The following is a 16715-nucleotide window of genomic DNA, read 5'->3' on the forward strand; positions in this document are numbered from 1 at the left end:
AGGTCAGGAATCCCTCCTTATCGGGTTAGCCGCGTAAAGCCCGCTCCTCTGCCTGCACACCTCGTAGCAGAGGATGCCGGCAGCCACGGAAGCGTTCAGCGAATTGATATGGCCCTTCATGGGTATGGACACCACGAAGTCCGATTTTTCTTTGATAAGCCTGCCCACGCCGTGCCCCTCCGAGCCGATGACCAGCGCCACAGGTCCGGTGAAATCAGTTTCGCACCAGGGAGAGCCGTCCATATCGGCGGCATAGACCCACACGCCCCGGGCTTTCAGCTCCTCCAGCAGAGCAGCAAGGTTCTGCACTCTGGCAACGGGCAGGTATTCCACCGCGCCGGCGGAGGATTTTCCCACCGCATAGGTGAGCCCTACGCTGCGGCGCTTGGGGATAACCACCCCATGCGCCCCGGCGCATTCCGCCGTGCGGATCACCGCCCCCAGATTGTGGGGGTCCTCCAGCTCGTCGCAAATAATCAGGAAAGGCGGTTCGCCCCGCTGCCGGGCAAGCTGAAAAATATCCTCCAGATCGGCAAATTCCCGCACTGCCGCCACTGCCACCACGCCCTGGTGCACCGCGCCGCCGCAGAGATGCTCCAGCTTCCGGGGATCGGCTTCCTTCACAGGAATGCCCGCATCCTTTGCCCGGGCGACCAGAGAAAGCAGCGCGCCGCTTTTCTCGCCCCGCTGGACGTACAGGCTGTCGATGGCTCTGCCGGATTTCAGCGCTTCGCTGACGGCGTTGCGCCCGGCAATGATATCCTCTCCCCGGGCAGGAGCATTCTGTTCCTTTTTTTCTCTCTGCTTGTCCACTTGATACACCCTTCACACCTGCGGTGGGCAATCGGGAACCCTCTTTATACAAAAGGAACCTGTTCGACCCGACCACTACTTTTCTCTATTAATCCAAACTCTCCACCTGCGGTGAGCAATCGAGCACCCTCTTGGTACAAGAGGAACCTGTTCGACCCGACCACGGCTTTCACTTCTGTTTCACGTCACCTGCGGCGGGCATTCGGGAACCCTCTTAGTACAATGTAGAACTGCGCCGCCCGACCGCTACTTACCCTTTTATCCAACTTTTCACCTGCGGTGGGCAATCGGAAATCTCCTGCATCAGTACGGGATCACTCCGCCCAATTGCAGCCTTTCCCTCTGCCTGCTGCGACGGTGGAAGGCGTCTCCTGTCTCAATGGTAAATATCTCAGGGTATTATAGCACATCTTTCCGAAAATCTCAAATAAAAATGCAGAGAGATTCCGACAGGGTTCTTTTTTCTGCGGTTTTTTCCGACAGAGGAATGATTAAAAATTCATTTTATTTTCTTTTTTGCATGAAAATTCTTTTTTACTCTTTGTATTTTCCGCTTTTCCAGTCGTTTACATAAAAGAAATTTATCTGGAAATCCAGGATGTGGAAAACCCTGTGGAAAATGTTAATAACCCCTCGTTTCAAGCGGGTTCTGATTTCCACACCTGATTTTTCCTTGGAAAACTTATGTTAACGGGAAGTTTTTTTCGGTTCCTTTCCCCATTTTTTGGGCAATTTTTTGAGTTCCGCTTTTTCCACGATATACTGTGGATAGCAGACGCATGTATCTGCTATCTTGTGTCAATACCTTTTTTCGGACAGTCGGCTTTTACTGACTATTTACTGAATTTCTTTATGCAGTCCCCTTTCGGGTTTCTCAAAACCTTTTCCTCCGAAGAAAGTCTACCTTTTTCTTTCATTTTATGGTATACTGAAACAAAACACGAGAAAAACAGGGGGATTTTTGCGAAACTGCCTATTGACGCTCCCTATTTTTCTCCTGGGGAAAAATGAATTTTTATGCATTCGTGTATTATCATTCCAAGGAGGGTGCTCATGAGAGAAGACATTTGTTCCATTCCGATAAACGATGTATTTTTGCCAAAAAAAGGCTGTCCCTTCTGCCAGATGCGGGATATGCTGGAGGACAGAATGGCAACCTACATCACCGGCGCTGCCATGATGGAGCCGGACGTACGCATAGAGACCAACCGTCTGGGCTTTTGCAGGGAGCATTTCAACCAGATACTGGAGCGCGGCAGCCGCCTTTCCGTGGCGCTGATCCTGGAAAGCCTGCTGGCGGAAACAGAAAAGGATATTTTCCCCGAGGGCGGTCAGCCCCTGAAAAAAGCGGTGGCTGCGGTGCATTCCCGGCAGGAGCACTGCTTTATCTGTGAAAACATCGAAACCAATATGAAGCATCTGGTGCGCAACGCCGTAAAGCTCTGGCAGGGTGACGCCGAGTTCCGGCAGCTGTACCATGACCAGCCTTATATTTGTATGTCCCATACCGGCATGGTGCTGGAGGCTGCCCAAAAGCTGCTGCCCAAAAAAGACTTCGCCGCCTTTGAATCGGAAACCACCCGGCTGTCCAGGGGGTATCTCAAGGAGCTTGCCGGGGACGTGACCCATTTCTGCCGAATGTTCGATTACCGCAGCGCCGGCAGCGATTGGGGCAATTCCAAGGACGCCATCGAGCGGGCGATCACATGGCTCGTTTCCCGGGAGCCGGACGTGCGGCAGAAAGCCGACGAGAAAAACAGATGACCCCCGTCTGTGTGCCCGCCGCGTTCGACCCTGCCCAGACCCTGACCTGCGGACAGGCGTTCCGCTGGAAGGAAGTGCCATTGGAAGACGGCTCCCTCTGCTGGGAGGGCGTAGCAGGCGGAAAGCTGCTCCGTCTGCAAAGAAATCCGCAAAATGAACAGGAGCTCCTGTTTTTCTGCTCCCAGCAGGATTTCGATTCTTTTTGGAAAACCTACTTTGACCTGGACGCGGATTACGGGAAAAAGCGGGCGGAGCTTTCCGCCCTCAGCCCGGTGCTGCGGCAGGCGGCTTCTTTTGCCCCGGGCATTTGCATTCTGCGGCAGGAGCCCTGGGAAGCCCTCTGCTCCTTCCTCATTTCCCAAAACAACAATATTCCCCGGATACAGGGGATCGTTTCCCGGCTGTGCCATTTGTTAGGCAAGCCCATCGCCGATTCCGGGCGGTTCACCTTTCCCGCGCCGGAAAAGCTTGCCGCCTGTACGGTGGAGGACCTTTCCCCGCTCCGGGCGGGCTTTCGGGCAAAATATCTCATCGACGCCGCCAAAAAAGTGGCTGATGGAGAAATAGACCTACAAAAAATAGCCCGCTCCCCGGCGGAAACCGGCAGAAGCGAGCTGCAAAAGATCCTGGGGGTGGGTCCCAAGGTGGCGGAATGCACCCTGCTGTACGGGTTCCACAAAACGGAATGCTTCCCCATGGACGTTTGGATGAAACGGGCGATGTCGGAGCTTCTACCGGGGTACGCACCGGAGGATTTCGGGGAAAACGCCGGGCTTGCCCAGCAGTACATTTTCCACTACAGCCGAATGCACCCGGAGCTGTTTTCGGGAAGCTGACGCAGAAGCTTTTCCCGTGGCTCAGAACAGCGTTTTTGTTTTCAAAATACTTTTCACAACGTGAGCCGCCGATCCCAGGCAAATGAAAACTTTCACACGCGACTTAAAAATCTTCTAATAGATGGAGCAGCAGAGCGTTGGAAACGAGAAATCCCTCCGGCGTAAACGCCAGCCTTTCCCTGTCCGCCCGCAGTAACGCGGGCGGGCATTTTTTTGCGTTTTGCAGCAGACGGAGAAAAAATTCTTCGCCCGCCGCGCCGAACTTTTCCCGGCACTGCGTCAGGGAAATTCCCGCCGCCAGCCGCAGGTTCAGCATGGCGTATTCCGAAAACCCGCCGCCGGCGCCGTCGTCGGTGGGGGAAATTCCCCGGAGGAAGCCCTCCAGGTCTCTGGGGTAGAAAAACCGTCTGCCGCCAAAAAAGGAGTGGGCGCCGGGACCAAAGCCGAGGTATTCCTCGCCGTGCCAGTAGACCAGGTTGTGGCGGCTCTCCCGCCCGGGCTTTGCGAAATTGCTGATCTCATACTGGGCGTAGCCGCGCCGTTCCAGCTCCCCCACGCAAAACAGGTACTGGTCGGCGGCAGCGTCGTCCTCCGGCAGGTCGATGCCGCGCGCCGCAAAGGGCGTGCCCGGCTCGATCTTCAGGATATAGGCGGAAATATGCTCCGCCCCCATCCCGGCGGCAAAGTCGATGGATCGCCGGAGCTTTTCCCCGCTTCCCCCCGGCAGCCCCAGCATTAAATCCAAAGAGATATTTTCAAACCGGGCGGCTCGGGCAGCCGAAACCGCAGATTTTACATCTTCCCGGGAGTGCTTTCTCCCCAGGAATTGCAGCTCGTCCTCATTGCCGGACTGCATTCCCATGGAAAGCCGATTGAACCCGGCTTTCCGCACCGCCCGGAAAAATTCCCTGCCCACAGAATTGGGGTTGGCTTCTAACGTGACCTCCGCTCCCTCCGCCAGGTCAAAGCTTTCCCGCACCGCGTCCAGCAGGGTGGAAAGCCGCTCCGCGCCCAGCAGGCTGGGGGTCCCGCCGCCGAAGTACACGGTTCCCGCCAATAGCTTTTCCCGCGCTGCGGGGCAGGCTCTGATTTCCCGTATCATGGCGGAAACGTAATCGTCCATCTGTTTTTCATTTCCCCGCAGCGAATAAAAGTCGCAGTACGGGCATTTCCCGTCGCAGAACGGAACGTGGAGATAGATACCGGGCAAAAAAGCACCCCCGTTGGTTGTTAGTTGTTAGTTATTAGTCGTTAGATATTGCTCGCTCGTTCATTGTAGCAAAGAGCGGAGGAAAGTGCAACTTTCCCGAAAGTGCAACTTTCCCAAAAGTGCAGCTTTCCCAAAAGTGCAGCTTCCCCAGCCGGGCGCGGAGAGGAAAATATTGACGAACTTATGTTCCTTTGCTAAAATGAAACAGGAGAGGGCGGCGCGCCCGTCCTGCAAAAAGCTCCGTTCCGCTGCCCCGCGGGACGGTCTTTTCTTTCGCCATGAAAAATCTGCCATTCCCAAGGAGAAAACATGATAGAAATTTACGGCTATGTACGGGTTTCCAGCACGGACCAGAATGAAGACCGCCAGCTCATCGCGATGCAGGAAAAGGCTGTGCCTGAAAAAAACATCTACGTAGACAAGCGCTCCGGCAAGGATTTCCAGCGCCCGCAGTACCGGCGCCTGTTGAAGCGCCTGCGCCCCGGCGACCTTGTGTACATCAAGAGCATCGACCGTTTAGGGCGCAATTACGAGGAAATCCAGAACCAGTGGCGGGTCCTGACCAAGGAAAAGCTGGTGGATATCTGCGTGCTGGATATGCCCCTGCTGGACACCCGGCGGGGAAAGGACCTGCTGGGCACCTTTTTGAGCGACGTTGTGCTGCAGGTGCTTTCCTTTGTGGCGGAAAACGAGCGGGTCAATATCCGCCAGCGCCAGGCGGAGGGCATTGCGGCGGCAAAGGAACGGGGGATAAGATTCGGCAGACCTGAAAAGTCCTCGCCCGCCGATTTTGGAAAGATCGTCGCGGCGTGGGAGCGGAAGCAGCTTCCTTTCCGGGAAGCGATCCGCCGCTGCGGCATGAGCGAATCCACCTTTTATCGCCGCCTGCGGGAATACCGCCTGATCCACGGGAACGGGAGAATATAAAAAAACACTGTCAAAAAGTGTACTTTTTGACAGCATTTTCTCTGTATACAAATGTTACAGGAACAGGCAGGAAATGTCAAGGAAAATTTTCCCTTTTTTCCAAAAAACTGCCCCGCCCTGCTTTGAGTTTGCCTTTTGGGGACTTATGTCAAAAAGTACACTTTTTGACAAACCTTGAAAGGAGTTCAGAGAAATGAAGAAGATTTTAAGCTTGTTATTGGCGCTGTGCTTGCTGGCAGGGTGTCTGCCCATGGCGGCAAGTGCGGCAATCGTTTCCTACCCGGTTTCGGGCGGAAGCATTTCCTTTGATGTATCCAATGGAGAAGTAACGCACATTGATTCCAGCGTCACAACACTGAAAATTCCTGCTGAAATTCATGGCGTGGAGGTTGTCTCCATCACAGTCGGTTCCCAAAATTTAACCAGCATCAGCCTTCCGGACAGCGTAACGAAAATAGGTAAAGAACTTTTGCGCAGTCCCAACCTGACGGAAATCAATGTGGACACGAATAACCCGGAGTTTAGCTCTCAGGACGGCGTATTGTTTAACAAGGAAAAAACACGGCTTCTGTCTTGTCCCCTTGGAAAATCTGGAGCCTATTCTATTCCAAAGGGCGTCACCAGCATTAGAGATTCTGCTTTTTCGAACTGTTACCACCTGACCAGCGTCGTGATTCCCGAAGGGGTAAAGAGCATTGAGCCTTCTACTTTTGAAAAATGTTCCAAGCTGACCAGCATCGTGATTCCCGAAGGAGTAACCAGCATTGGGGCGACTGCTTTTTGGGGCTGTTACGACCTGACCGACGTTTGGCTCCCATTAAGTCTTCAAACCGTAGGGACTTGGGCGTTTTCCGGGACAAATCTAAAAAAGGTCTATTATATAAACGGAGATAAGGAGAGATGGGGAAAAATCGTCTTTGCAGATGGAAACTCCGCCTTGCTTGGCGCACCCGTTTTCTATACGGAGGACGGCGATACAGACGACGATCATACCATTTCCTACGAGCTGCGTACCGGCATGGGAGATGTAATTCTAACGATGCAATTTCCCGAACGCTGGACAGACGTGTCAGTAAGCTATTCCAGTGATCCTTCCTCTAAACTTTATTACTTTAACTGGACTTTCAGAGATTCTAATCAGGCTGAGCTTTTCACCCTTGAACTTTGTAACCTTGGCGGCAGCTGGTCCGAAGTATTGGGAAAGGTTACGCTCTACCCAGGAAGACCAGGTTATACGCTTGTATGTACGAAGCCCTCCCGCTCTCCTTATGCTGACCATGATACTTCAGCGGCGGCTGTAGCATACATGAAGATGAGAAAAGATATTCCCGCGATCCTGGGCAGTATAGAACCGAACCCTGCTTTGAAGTGGGACTGGTGGCTTTCGGGCAAAGGTTTTGCCGATGTTCCTCAAAGCGCCTACTATTATGATGCGGTGAATTGGGCTGTAGACAACGGCATCACAACCGGCACGGACAAGACCCATTTCAGCCCCAATCAAAGCTGCACCCGGGCGCAGGCAGTCACGTTCCTGTGGCGCGCCGCCGGGGAGCCGAAACCCACGGGCACCGCCGCTGGCTTTAAGGACGTAAAGGCGGGATCGTACTATGAAAAAGCCGTCCAGTGGGCGGTGGAGCAAAACATTACAGGTGGCACGGGCAACGGGAAGTTCAGCCCGGAGACCGTGTGCAGCCGGGCGCAGATCGTCACTTTCCTGTGGCGGAAAGAAGGTTCCCCTGAAACTTCCGGCAGCGCGTTCAGCGATGTAAAAGCCGGGGAATATTATGAAACCGCAGTGAAATGGGCGGTGGCAAATGAGATCACCGGCGGCACGGGCAATGGGAAGTTCAGCCCGGACGCCCGCTGCGCCCGCGGACAGATCGTCACTTTCCTGTACCGCTACGCGAATTAACCCAAAAACAGCAAATCACAGAAAGCAAAAGAAACTACAAAAAATGAGGAGGAATTGATTATGGGTCTATTAGATAATAAATCGCCCAAATCCATGTCCATAGAAGACTGCGTGAAAGAAGACCGTATTTCGTCCGAGCTGTGGGCATGGTCTGAGGGTATAGGAAAATGGGGAAAAAGGGTATTTATTGTTATCCTGATTTATGGGCTCATTGCTTCTATTGTTGAGGGCTGTCTAGGCGCTTCTGTAACTGCAGATATGTATGATAAAACATTTATTGACGCAGTGGGAGCGTTTTTGGGAGCTTTTCTCCTGCAAGCCATTCAATATGGCTTTTATGCTCTGATCGAATATTTTACTTATCATTTTGCCTCCATTTTGGTTGGCGCTTTGGCGGGGATCTATGATAACACGCGCAAAACTTCTCTTCTGACGGAATACAAAATTCGGAAGGAAGAGTCCGGCCCGGCAAGCGTACCCACCGCAAATCCCGAAAAGCAGTAAGTTTTTCACATTCGCTTCCCGTGAAAAGGATACTCTTTGATTATAAAAGCAATCCCCGGTCAGTTGACCGGGGATTGCTTTTTCTAACAACTAACTACTAACAACTACCCGCTGGCACCTTCGCATAGAACCTCTCCACCGCTGTTCAGCGGTCCCGTAGGCTGCATAGCAGACTACTTCCCCTCTACAGGGGAGGCTTTTCCTTTCAGAGGAGGCTTTCACACTATCTAACAACTAATTGCTCATTGCTCATTCCTAATTTCTCATTACTCATCTAATTTCAGCACTGCCATGAAGGCTTCCTGGGGGACCTCCACCGTGCCCAGCTGGCGCATACGCTTTTTGCCCTCTTTCTGCTTTTCCAGCAGCTTCTTCTTTCGGGTGATGTCGCCGCCATAGCATTTGGCAAGCACGTCCTTGCGCATGGCTTTCACCGTTTCCCGGGCAATGATCTTCCCGCCCACGCACGCCTGAATGGGCACCTCGAACAGCTGCCGGGGTATCTTCTCCTTCAGCTTTTCCGTCATCTTCCTGGCTCTGGGGTATGCCTTTTCCGCGTGGAGAATAAAGGAAAGGGCGTCCACCACCTCGCCGTTGAGCATGATGTCCAGCTTTACCAGCTCGCTGGGGCGATAGCCCATCAGCTCATAGTCGAAGGACGCATAGCCCCGGGTGCGGGATTTCAGCGCGTCAAAAAAATCGTAAATGATTTCGTTCAGGGGCAGCTCATAGTGGATATCCACCCGGTCGGTGTCCAGATATTTCATATCCTTGAACACGCCACGGCGCTCCTGGCACAGCTCCATAATGTTCCCCACATAGTCCGCCGGGGAGTAAATATGGGCGTTGGTGATGGGCTCTTCCGCGCTTTGAATGGCGGCGGGGTCGGGATAATTGGTGGGGTTGTCAATGGAAATTTCCTCGCCGTTGGTCTTCCTGATCCTGTACACCACGCTGGGGGCAGTGGTGATGAGGTCCAGATTATATTCCCGTTCCAACCGCTCCTGAATGATCTCCATGTGCAAAAGCCCCAGGAATCCGCAGCGGAAACCAAAGCCCAGCGCCGCGGAGGTCTCCGGCTCGAAGGACAGGGAAGCGTCGTTCAGGCGCAGCTTTTCCAGCGCGTCCCGCAGGTCGGTATAATGGGCGCCGTCCGCCGGGTAAATGCCGCAGAACACCATGGGCTGCACAGCGCGGTAGCCCTCCAGCGGCTCCGCCGCCGGGCGCTCCGCCAGCGTGACCGTATCGCCCACCCGCGCCTGGCGCACGTCCTTGATGGAGGCGGCGATATAGCCCACCTCCCCGGCGCACAGCGCGTCTGCCGGCTCCAAGGCGGTCGCCCGCATGAAGCCGCATTCCACCACGGTAAATTCCCCGCCGGTCGCCATCATGCGAATGGTGTCCCCGGGCTTCACCGTGCCGTCCTTCACCCGGACGTACACAATGACCCCCCGGTAGGAATCGTAATAGGAATCAAAAATCAGCGCCTGCAGGGGGGCGGTCTCGTCCCCGGAGGGCGCGGGGATATCGGTGACGATCCTCTCCAGCACGTCCTCCACGTTTTGCCCGGTTTTGGCGGAGATACGGGGCGCATCCATGGCGGGCACGCCGATGACGTTTTCGATTTCATGGCAGACCCTGTCCGGGTCCGCGCTGGGCAGGTCGATCTTATTCACCACGGGCAGAATTTCCAGCCCGGCGTCCACCGCCAGATAGGTGTTCGCCAAAGTCTGGGCTTCGATGCCCTGGGACGCGTCCACCACCAGGATCGCGCCCTCACAGGCAGCCAGCGAACGGGATACCTCGTAGTTAAAGTCCACGTGACCGGGGGTGTCGATCAAATTGAAAATGTAGTCCTCCCCGTCCTTTGCGGTGTACACCAGGGTGACGGCGTGGGCTTTGATGGTGATCCCCCGCTCCCGCTCCAAATCCATATTATCCAGCAGCTGGTTTTCCATTTCCCGCAGCGGGACGGCTTTGGTCTTTTCCAAAATGCGGTCCGCCAGCGTGCTTTTGCCGTGGTCGATGTGCGCCACGATGCTGAAATTCCTGATCTTGCTTCTATCCATATTCTCTCCTGCTCCTGCCGTATGGCAGAGTTTTTCCAAAAGCATTCTCTTTGCAGTCTATTTTATCAAATTGTCCGGGTAAAGTAAACCTTTTTGGGGAAATGAAAAAAGCTGAGTATGGCTTTTCCCACATCAGCTTTTCCTCATTTTCTGTTTCTGATATGCGCAGAGCGTGCCTGCTGCCTGGAGAAAAACCCGGTGCTTTTCCCAAAGGGAAAGGGGTCATCCGCCAGGACATTGGGGAACAGCGGCTCACTTCACAATAAAGTTATATGGCTGCTCTGCGACGGAAGCGCCGGAAGCGTCCACAATGCGCACCAGCAGGCGGTAGGTCCCCCGCTCCTGCCCCTTGGGAACTGTCAGGTGCAGGGTGGCGCCGTCTCCGGTGGGAGTAAATCCCGGAGCGGGAGAAAAGCTCCAATCGCCGGAAGCGGAAGAATAGCTGCTGTTGTCAGGGCTTTTGCCGGTCTTTTGCAGCACCTCGTATTGCAGGGTATCTCCCTGCCGAATGCCGCGGTATTCCAGCAGGAACACCATGTCCACCGCTTCCTCGGAGGCGTCTACCAGCCGCTGGGTCTCCCCGCCCGGCGCCACACCTACCGAGCGCTGCTGCTCTTCCTTGCCGCGATAGAGGGACACCCCCACAGCGGCTTCCGCGTCGGCAGTTCCCTGCCGTCCAATCATCTGAAGCCCCGCCCGGGGCGTCAGCGAAGCATGCAGCTGGTATTCACCATCAAGGAACACCAGCTCGGGTACGCTGGAGAAATTCAGGAACACAGAGGACGAACCGCTTGCAGGAATGGTAAAGGTCAGCGAGCCGTCCTCCTCCGCCATAACGTTTTCGCAGTCCCCGGACACTACAAGCTCCTCCGGGAAACGGTAGGAGCGCGTTCCGTCGGGACTGGTAGCCCACAGGTGGATAAACGCCCCCGCCGCATATCGGCTGTTATGCGCAGGGATCTGAGGGGTCAAGGTACAACCCCATGTAAATTCATCTGTTTCTGTCCGCTCCAGCCCCAGGCTGCAGCTTTCCTCCGCCGCCACGGTAAAGGATGCGTGAGCACCGTCGTTTGAAGACCCGAACAAACCGCTGACCATCCCCAGGCAGTATTCCCCGGTGGTCATTTCCGTGCTTCCCAGAAAATCCACCACAAAAATCAGGTTTTCCACCACCTCCGTGGTGCTGTCAGAGGGAAGAACATAGCTGCCGGAACCTGTCAGGGACTCAAAGCTGGTGAGAGGAATACCTGTTAGTTGCTCCAGAGCGGTAGAGGTGTGGCTGTAATAAGTACAGCCGCCATTTGACATATCCCCCAAAACGATTTTTGTGCCTGAGGAAAATGCTTTCTGGCTCAGCGTGCCGTCCTCCGCTTTCTGGTACAGACGCAGATATCTTCTGGTAGAACCGAAGATAGAGCCGGAGGGCGTATATTTGGAAACGATGTGAGCTGTCACCGAACCCGTCGTCATAATGGTAGGGTTATCCCCGGAGAACCCGGCGGAAAACCTTCTGCCGCGAACGATCTGTGCTCCCGGGGAAGCGGTTCCGCCGTCATCGGCAGCAGCCATCGGGATCGCTTCCACCGCGTCAAATGCGGCTTCCTCCTGATCGTCGGCGCTGAACAGCGCCTGCAGGAAATTCTGCTGCTTCTGCACCGTCGCCACGCAGCGGAACAATCTGCCTGTCTCCGTAGGCACGATCTTCCACCGATAGCTTTGAGAGGTTTCCCCGGAAATATCCTTCCACGCCAGAGTATCCTGCTTTAAGGGCAGCGCTTCCCCTGCCGCCAGCACACAGGTCTGCCAGCGGTAGGAAAGTATTTCGTACCCCTCCAGGGCAGGCACGGTAAACACTTTGCTGTCGCCGTCCTGCTTTACGGTAATTTTCGCGGTCATCGACCCGTTCCAGTTCGCGATGAAATAAAGGTCTGTCCTGTCCCCCACGGCAAAGGCGGAGCCCGCTTCCCGCAGGGTATTGGGGGCGTCCTTCGTCTCCGTCCAGCCGCAGAAGGAGTAGGTATAAAGCCCGTCTCCCTCCGGGGCGGAAAACTCCGCGGGCGCTGCCGGCAGGGTGATCTTCCCGTCCAGCACGGGAAGGGTCTTTGTGACCGTATCGCCGTCGGCGCAGCTGCCCTTGCCGCACTGGAACGTCACGGGAAGCATTGTGCCCGCTTCCCGGTAGCCCGCCGCCAGCATGGCTTCCCGGAAGCTTTCATTTTCCGCCGAGCAGAAAAAGGCTGGTCCGTCCGTCCTGGGATAGAAAATTTCTTCCCCGATCTCCTGCTGTGTGATCCGTTCGATCACATATTTTGTTTCATTGCCGCTCTCCGTGGAAGAAACGGCGCTGCTCTGCTCGCCGGAAGAATTTTCCTCCGGCTTGCTTTCCGGCGCAGGTGTTCCTTCGGCTTCCCCGCTGTCCGGCTTGCTGTCCTGTTTTTCTTCCTGCTGATTCTCCTGCAGGGCTTCCACCTCCTGCGCAGCAGAAGATACGGCATTCTGTTCCTCGCCGGGAGCGGTATCCCCAAGGGAAGAAGCATCGTCCTGACTGCCGCTGGCGGGATCGTCCGCCGCCGGGGCGGGGGTCGGGTCAGGCTGGCTCACCGCAGAAGGGTCCTCCACAGCCGTCTCCCGCTTTTTTGTGACCTTCGCTTCCGTGAAGCCGTTCTCCACAGAGCCTGGCTTGGGGGCAAGCGCCGCGCTGCCGCCGGAAAATGCCCGGTCGCCAATGCGCAGTAAACCCTTGGGCAGCACCAGGCTGCCGGAAAGCTCCCCGCAGTTATAGAAGGTGTAGCTGCCGATAGAAGTCAGATCCGCGCCCAGCTTCACGGACTTCACCTGACAATCGGCAAAGGGCGCTGTGTCCGCGGTGAAATCCCGGATCGCGCCGGAGCCGCTGATGGTCAGCACTCCGTTTTCCGTCAGGGTGGCGGTAACGCTTTCCGGGTTCACGCCGATATCGAAGGTACGCTCCGCGCCTTGGGCAATAACAGTCAGACCGCCGGCGGAAAGGCTGGTGGTGACAAGCGCCGCGGAAAGCAGTACGCACAGCAGCGCTCTGCCTTTTTTCTTCCATTGCCGGAAAAATTTCATGGAACGGACCCCCCTTTCTGCAAAGTCACAGGGCTTCTCAGCCCTCTGTCACGGTAAAATCGTCCGCAGTATAGCTGCTTTGCTGATCTTTCTTCAAAAATGTCAGGGCATAACGGACGCCCGGCTCGGCGGTAAAGGTCACGCTGCCGGGAGAAGCGCCGGACAGCAGCGCGTTCAGCGGGTCGGGGATCAGGGTATCGGGACCTGTCACCGTCACGGGAAGCCCGCTGCCACCGAAAAGCTCCAGCACCACAGCGCCGTCCTGCTCGGAAACTTCCCATTGCACCGGCACATCTTCCGCTGTAAAACCGAACCGGGCGCTGATGCTTCTGGTATAGGGCGCGGTACACTGGGCGGTAATGGTGACGGCGCCGTCCGCGCCAAAATCTGACTTTTTCAGGGAAACGGTCACATTCTTTGTCTGAAAACTGCCGGAAAGCTCGCCGGAGCCTTCCGCGCCCGCGATCGGGCTTCCCTCTGCGCTTCTCGCCCAGTAGGAATATTGCAGCGTTCCTTCCGTGCAGCGCAGCTCGTCCACAAAATTGGACAGGGAAAATGTGATCTCTACAGGGTCATCGCCTGTCGGCTCGCTGATATGATAGTAGGGCGAAGCCTCTGTGAGCTTGTCGCTGGTAAAATAAAAGGGCACGGGGACCGCTGCCCCGTTTGCCGAATCCTGCCGAACATACTTTGCCAGCGTAGCCCCAAAAGCAGACAGCAGCAATGCCAGCGCCATTGCAAAGCACAATGCCGCCAGCACCCGGTTCGCCAACCTTTTCCTGTTCTGCTTCTTCATGGGCGTTCCCCCTTAAAAGCACGTTTCCGCTCCGCTATCCGGCGCTTTCCCCGCCGGAAGGTCCACTGGAGCCCGCGGGCTGCGGTTCCTCCTCCGTGGGCTGCACCTGTTTTGTGGTCACTGTGACGGTAACCATGTCGATCTCCTCGCTGTAGTCGCCGTCCGTCTCGGTGGCAGGCCATCGAATGGAAAGCTCGTAGGAATGCTTTCGCTTTTTCCCCTCTGCCCCACCGGAAATGGGCAGCTTCCCGCCGGTGGCAAGAAGCTGGTCGTTCAGCTCTCCCACCAGCGTGCTGTCCCCGTCCCCCGCTTCCTTCTGCCCCAGCAGGGAAAAGGTCAGGGGCAGGTTCCCCATCGTGTCGATCTTTATTTCATATTCCATTTCCACGTCGCATTCCCGCCCGTCCTCATAATTCTGGACGGTGAACCGCGTGGTGCGGGTCTCGCCGGGAGACATATTCTCCAGGGACAAATCAAAGTCCATACTGCCGCCGCCCGCAAAGGCAGCGGTCTGCATGGAAACTGTTCCACTGAACCGGGAAGTATATTTTGCCAGCGTCCCAGTGGCTGCCAGCATAGTTGCCACTACCGCCAGTAAAAGATACACCGGCAGCCGGGAGGTCTTTTTATAATGTTTCATTTTCACCGGCTTCTTCATGGCTTTCTTTCCTTTATCCCGCCGTTCCGGCGAACCGAATGGTTTTTTATTCTTCTTTGTAGCGCTTTCCCCTGTTCTTTCCAGCCCCGATCCAATCCGGCAGCTTGATCAGCAATACGCCGATCACGAGCAGGGTCAGGATACCGAAGGGGGAACGGAGAAATTCTATCACGCTGCCGGCGCCCGGCAAAACGAGCTGAAGCTTCCCCACGATCTTTTCCGGGGAGAGCAGGTCACCGTCTTCCGTATTGTTGGCGTCGCCCTGGGTGATAAACTGCCCGGACACCGTGCCCATAATGCGGTGGGTCACCGTGGCGCCCTGGCTGTCGTGGAAGGTGACCACGTCTCCCAGCTTATATTCGTCCTGTGCCTTGACAAGGATCAGGTCCCCCGGGGAAAGGCTGGGCTCCATGCTGCCGGTGGTAACGATATAGTGGGAATATCCGAAAACCTGGGGCGCTTCCAAATGCAGCACGCTTTGCTGCACCAGCAGCCAGAGATTCAGTACCAGCACTATGCACAGCAGCGCTGTCAATATTCCCCGCAGCACCCTTATCATAACTCTCATGGCGATTCCTTTCTCCAGCCCATGGCGCTCAGTGTACGCCCGGATAGCGGAAATCTCCCTCATAGCTGATCTCCGACTCCTTGATAATTTGAGAAGCGTTCAGGGTAATGGATACCAGATAGGTCCTGTTTTTGGTGCTGCCGGCCTTGCCCGCCGCCAGGTCCAGCGCGTTGTCCCGCTCCTGCGCATACCAGTCCTCGTACTCCCACTCCCAGTCGATCCGAAAATGCTGTACGCTGTTTGCCGGAATTACGATCTGTTTGGATTGCAGCGCCTGGTCGGAAGAGGAAATCTTTTCCCGGTACAGATAGCTGTAATTGGTATCCTCATTTATCATGGAGTACCGAATGGGCAGGTGGAAGGAATGCTCTTCCATACAAAGGGTGTACGCAATATCAAAATCTTCCGGGTTTTCCAGGCGAAATTCATAATAGCCCTTGGAGCCCGGCGCAACTACCTGGGTCCCGCCGGTAGAGGTGCGGTCTGAGGAAGCATCCGTTCGGTGCTTGAACAGATCAATTGCCGACCGCTGCTTCCAGGAGATCCCTGTCTCCGCATCTATCGCGTCCAGCCCCTGCCAGGTCTCCGTTTCAGAGGACTCCGGCGGCAGGCTGCTTTCAGGTTCCCGATCAGGTGCGTCCGCCGGGCTTTGCCCCGAAGAGCTTTGTGCCGGAGAGCTTACAGGAACTTTTGCCGGCGGAGCATATTCTTCGGGCAGCTGGGGGACCTCTTCCGCTTCCCCGTCTTCTACCAGGATCACGTTGTCTCCCACAGTGACTGTTTCCCCGTCCGGAAGGGTAAGCTCTCCGTCTGGGGAAAGCGTAGAACCGTCCTCAATTTTTACAGAACCGTCCTTTTCCACCACCACGCCGGAGATCGCCTCTTCTCCCGGAGAAACGGGGACCGGGCTGCCCTCGGCAGGGACTACCACGCCCTTTGCGGGCAGCAGCACATCGCCCTGTGCGGAAACCAGCGACCCTTCGGGCAGCACCGCCCGGGCAGGAGGAGAAACCTTCAGTGCAGAACCGGCAAAATCTACGATCTTCCCGTCCCTTGTCACAAAGTAAGCGCTTTCCGCCTCCACCTCCAGCACACTGTCCTCCCCCATAGTCAGGGTAAATTCCAGCATTCTGGCGTCCTCGGGCATTTGGAAAGATGTGCTTCCCCCCGAAAAATCGGCGGATACGCTGCCGGAAAAGTCCAGCGTCAGCTCCATTTCCGTGACCGTATCCCCGCTGCTGCTTTTCACTTCCAGCCTGTGGTCTCCGGCTTGCACCCCGGAGAAATAGAACTTTCCCTGGCTGTCCGTAACGTCGCTGTTTTCCGTATCCACCAGCAGCACGGTCGCCCCGGAAACAGGGTCGCCCGAGCTGTGGCACAATCTTCCGCTGAGATAACGGACCGTTTCCTGTCCCCGAAGGGATTCTTCCCCAGGGGAAAGCACGATGGTATCTACCAGCTCCCCGGAGGAGCCGGAAGCGTTTCTTCCCAGCAGGAAGCCCACCATGCCGGAGGTCAGGGTCAAGGCGACAAAAAGCACCATCACCATGGCTGAGAGGGGAAAATGC

14 protein-coding genes are annotated in these 16715 nt (G+C 55.8%); 6 read left to right on the top strand and 8 right to left on the bottom strand.

Features of this window, described 5'->3' with window-relative positions:
* Positions 1-3 precede the first annotated feature (3 nt).
* Complete coding sequence (gene rlmB / locus AB8996_RS09535) at positions 4-813, bottom strand: 23S rRNA (guanosine(2251)-2'-O)-methyltransferase RlmB (RefSeq protein ID WP_369298746.1); 810 nt, start codon at positions 811-813, stop codon at positions 4-6.
* Positions 814-1866: 1053 nt separating this feature from the next.
* Between rlmB and AB8996_RS09540 the strand changes: the two genes are divergently transcribed.
* Together AB8996_RS09540 and AB8996_RS09545 are read left to right on the top strand one after the other, a co-directional pair.
* On the top strand, positions 1867-2577 hold the full coding sequence (locus tag AB8996_RS09540; protein WP_369298747.1) for a DUF6062 family protein: 711 nt from the start codon (positions 1867-1869) through the stop codon (positions 2575-2577).
* A complete protein-coding gene (locus AB8996_RS09545; protein ID WP_369298748.1) occupies positions 2574-3413 on the top strand; it encodes a DNA-3-methyladenine glycosylase in 840 nt (279 codons plus the stop codon). Before AB8996_RS09540 ends, AB8996_RS09545 begins: the two co-directional genes overlap by 4 nt.
* 103 nt (positions 3414-3516) lie before the next feature.
* Here the strand turns inward: AB8996_RS09545 and hemW are convergent, their stop codons facing one another.
* Entirely contained in the window at positions 3517-4623 is a 1107-nt protein-coding gene (hemW, locus tag AB8996_RS09550; RefSeq protein ID WP_369298749.1) for a radical SAM family heme chaperone HemW, read from the bottom strand.
* A 309-nt stretch (positions 4624-4932) separates the two neighbouring features.
* Between hemW and AB8996_RS09555 the strand changes: the two genes are divergently transcribed.
* The 3 genes from AB8996_RS09555 to AB8996_RS09565 all read left to right on the top strand — a co-directional run bounded on the left by AB8996_RS09555 (position 4933) and on the right by AB8996_RS09565 (position 7966).
* Positions 4933-5550 (top strand): recombinase family protein, encoded by a 618-nt coding sequence (locus tag AB8996_RS09555; protein ID WP_369298750.1) that lies wholly within the window; start codon positions 4933-4935, stop codon positions 5548-5550.
* Between the two features lie 193 nt (positions 5551-5743).
* Complete coding sequence (locus AB8996_RS09560; protein ID WP_369298751.1) at positions 5744-7462, top strand: S-layer homology domain-containing protein; 1719 nt, start codon at positions 5744-5746, stop codon at positions 7460-7462.
* Between the two features lie 60 nt (positions 7463-7522).
* Complete coding sequence (locus AB8996_RS09565) at positions 7523-7966, top strand: hypothetical protein (protein WP_369298752.1); 444 nt, start codon at positions 7523-7525, stop codon at positions 7964-7966.
* 266 nt (positions 7967-8232) lie between these two features.
* Here the strand turns inward: AB8996_RS09565 and lepA are convergent, their stop codons facing one another.
* Complete coding sequence (gene lepA / locus AB8996_RS09570; protein WP_369298753.1) at positions 8233-10035, bottom strand: translation elongation factor 4; 1803 nt, start codon at positions 10033-10035, stop codon at positions 8233-8235.
* Positions 10036-10085: 50 nt separating this feature from the next.
* On the opposite strand from lepA, the gene AB8996_RS09575 reads away from it, so the two are divergent.
* The gene (locus AB8996_RS09575) at positions 10086-10301 is read left to right on the top strand and encodes a hypothetical protein (protein ID WP_369298754.1); all 216 of its coding nucleotides are present in this window, start codon (positions 10086-10088) and stop codon (positions 10299-10301) included.
* Here AB8996_RS09575 and AB8996_RS09580 read toward each other — a convergent pair.
* From AB8996_RS09580 to AB8996_RS09600, 5 genes are all read right to left on the bottom strand, one after another.
* Positions 10288-13125: a leucine-rich repeat protein gene (locus AB8996_RS09580; protein WP_369298755.1), complete on the bottom strand. Its 2838-nt coding sequence runs from the start codon at positions 13123-13125 to the stop codon at positions 10288-10290. The genes AB8996_RS09575 and AB8996_RS09580 overlap by 14 nt on opposite strands.
* 37 nt (positions 13126-13162) lie before the next feature.
* The gene (locus AB8996_RS09585) at positions 13163-13921 is read right to left on the bottom strand and encodes a hypothetical protein (RefSeq protein WP_369298756.1); all 759 of its coding nucleotides are present in this window, start codon (positions 13919-13921) and stop codon (positions 13163-13165) included.
* 34 nt (positions 13922-13955) lie between these two features.
* Positions 13956-14561, bottom strand: coding sequence for a hypothetical protein (locus tag AB8996_RS09590; RefSeq protein WP_369298757.1), 606 nt, complete (start codon positions 14559-14561; stop codon positions 13956-13958).
* Positions 14562-14625: 64 nt separating this feature from the next.
* The gene (locus tag AB8996_RS09595; RefSeq protein ID WP_369298758.1) at positions 14626-15210 is read right to left on the bottom strand and encodes a signal peptidase I; all 585 of its coding nucleotides are present in this window, start codon (positions 15208-15210) and stop codon (positions 14626-14628) included.
* Positions 15176-16696 carry a carboxypeptidase regulatory-like domain-containing protein gene (locus tag AB8996_RS09600; protein WP_369298759.1) on the bottom strand — a complete coding sequence of 507 codons (1521 nt, stop codon included), beginning with the start codon at positions 16694-16696 and terminating at the stop codon, positions 15176-15178. The genes AB8996_RS09595 and AB8996_RS09600 overlap by 35 nt, the downstream gene beginning before the upstream one ends.
* Positions 16697-16715 lie beyond the last annotated feature (19 nt).

This window comes from uncultured Neglectibacter sp., from assembly GCA_937958185.1.
GTDB lineage: Bacteria > Bacillota > Clostridia > Oscillospirales > Acutalibacteraceae > Acutalibacter.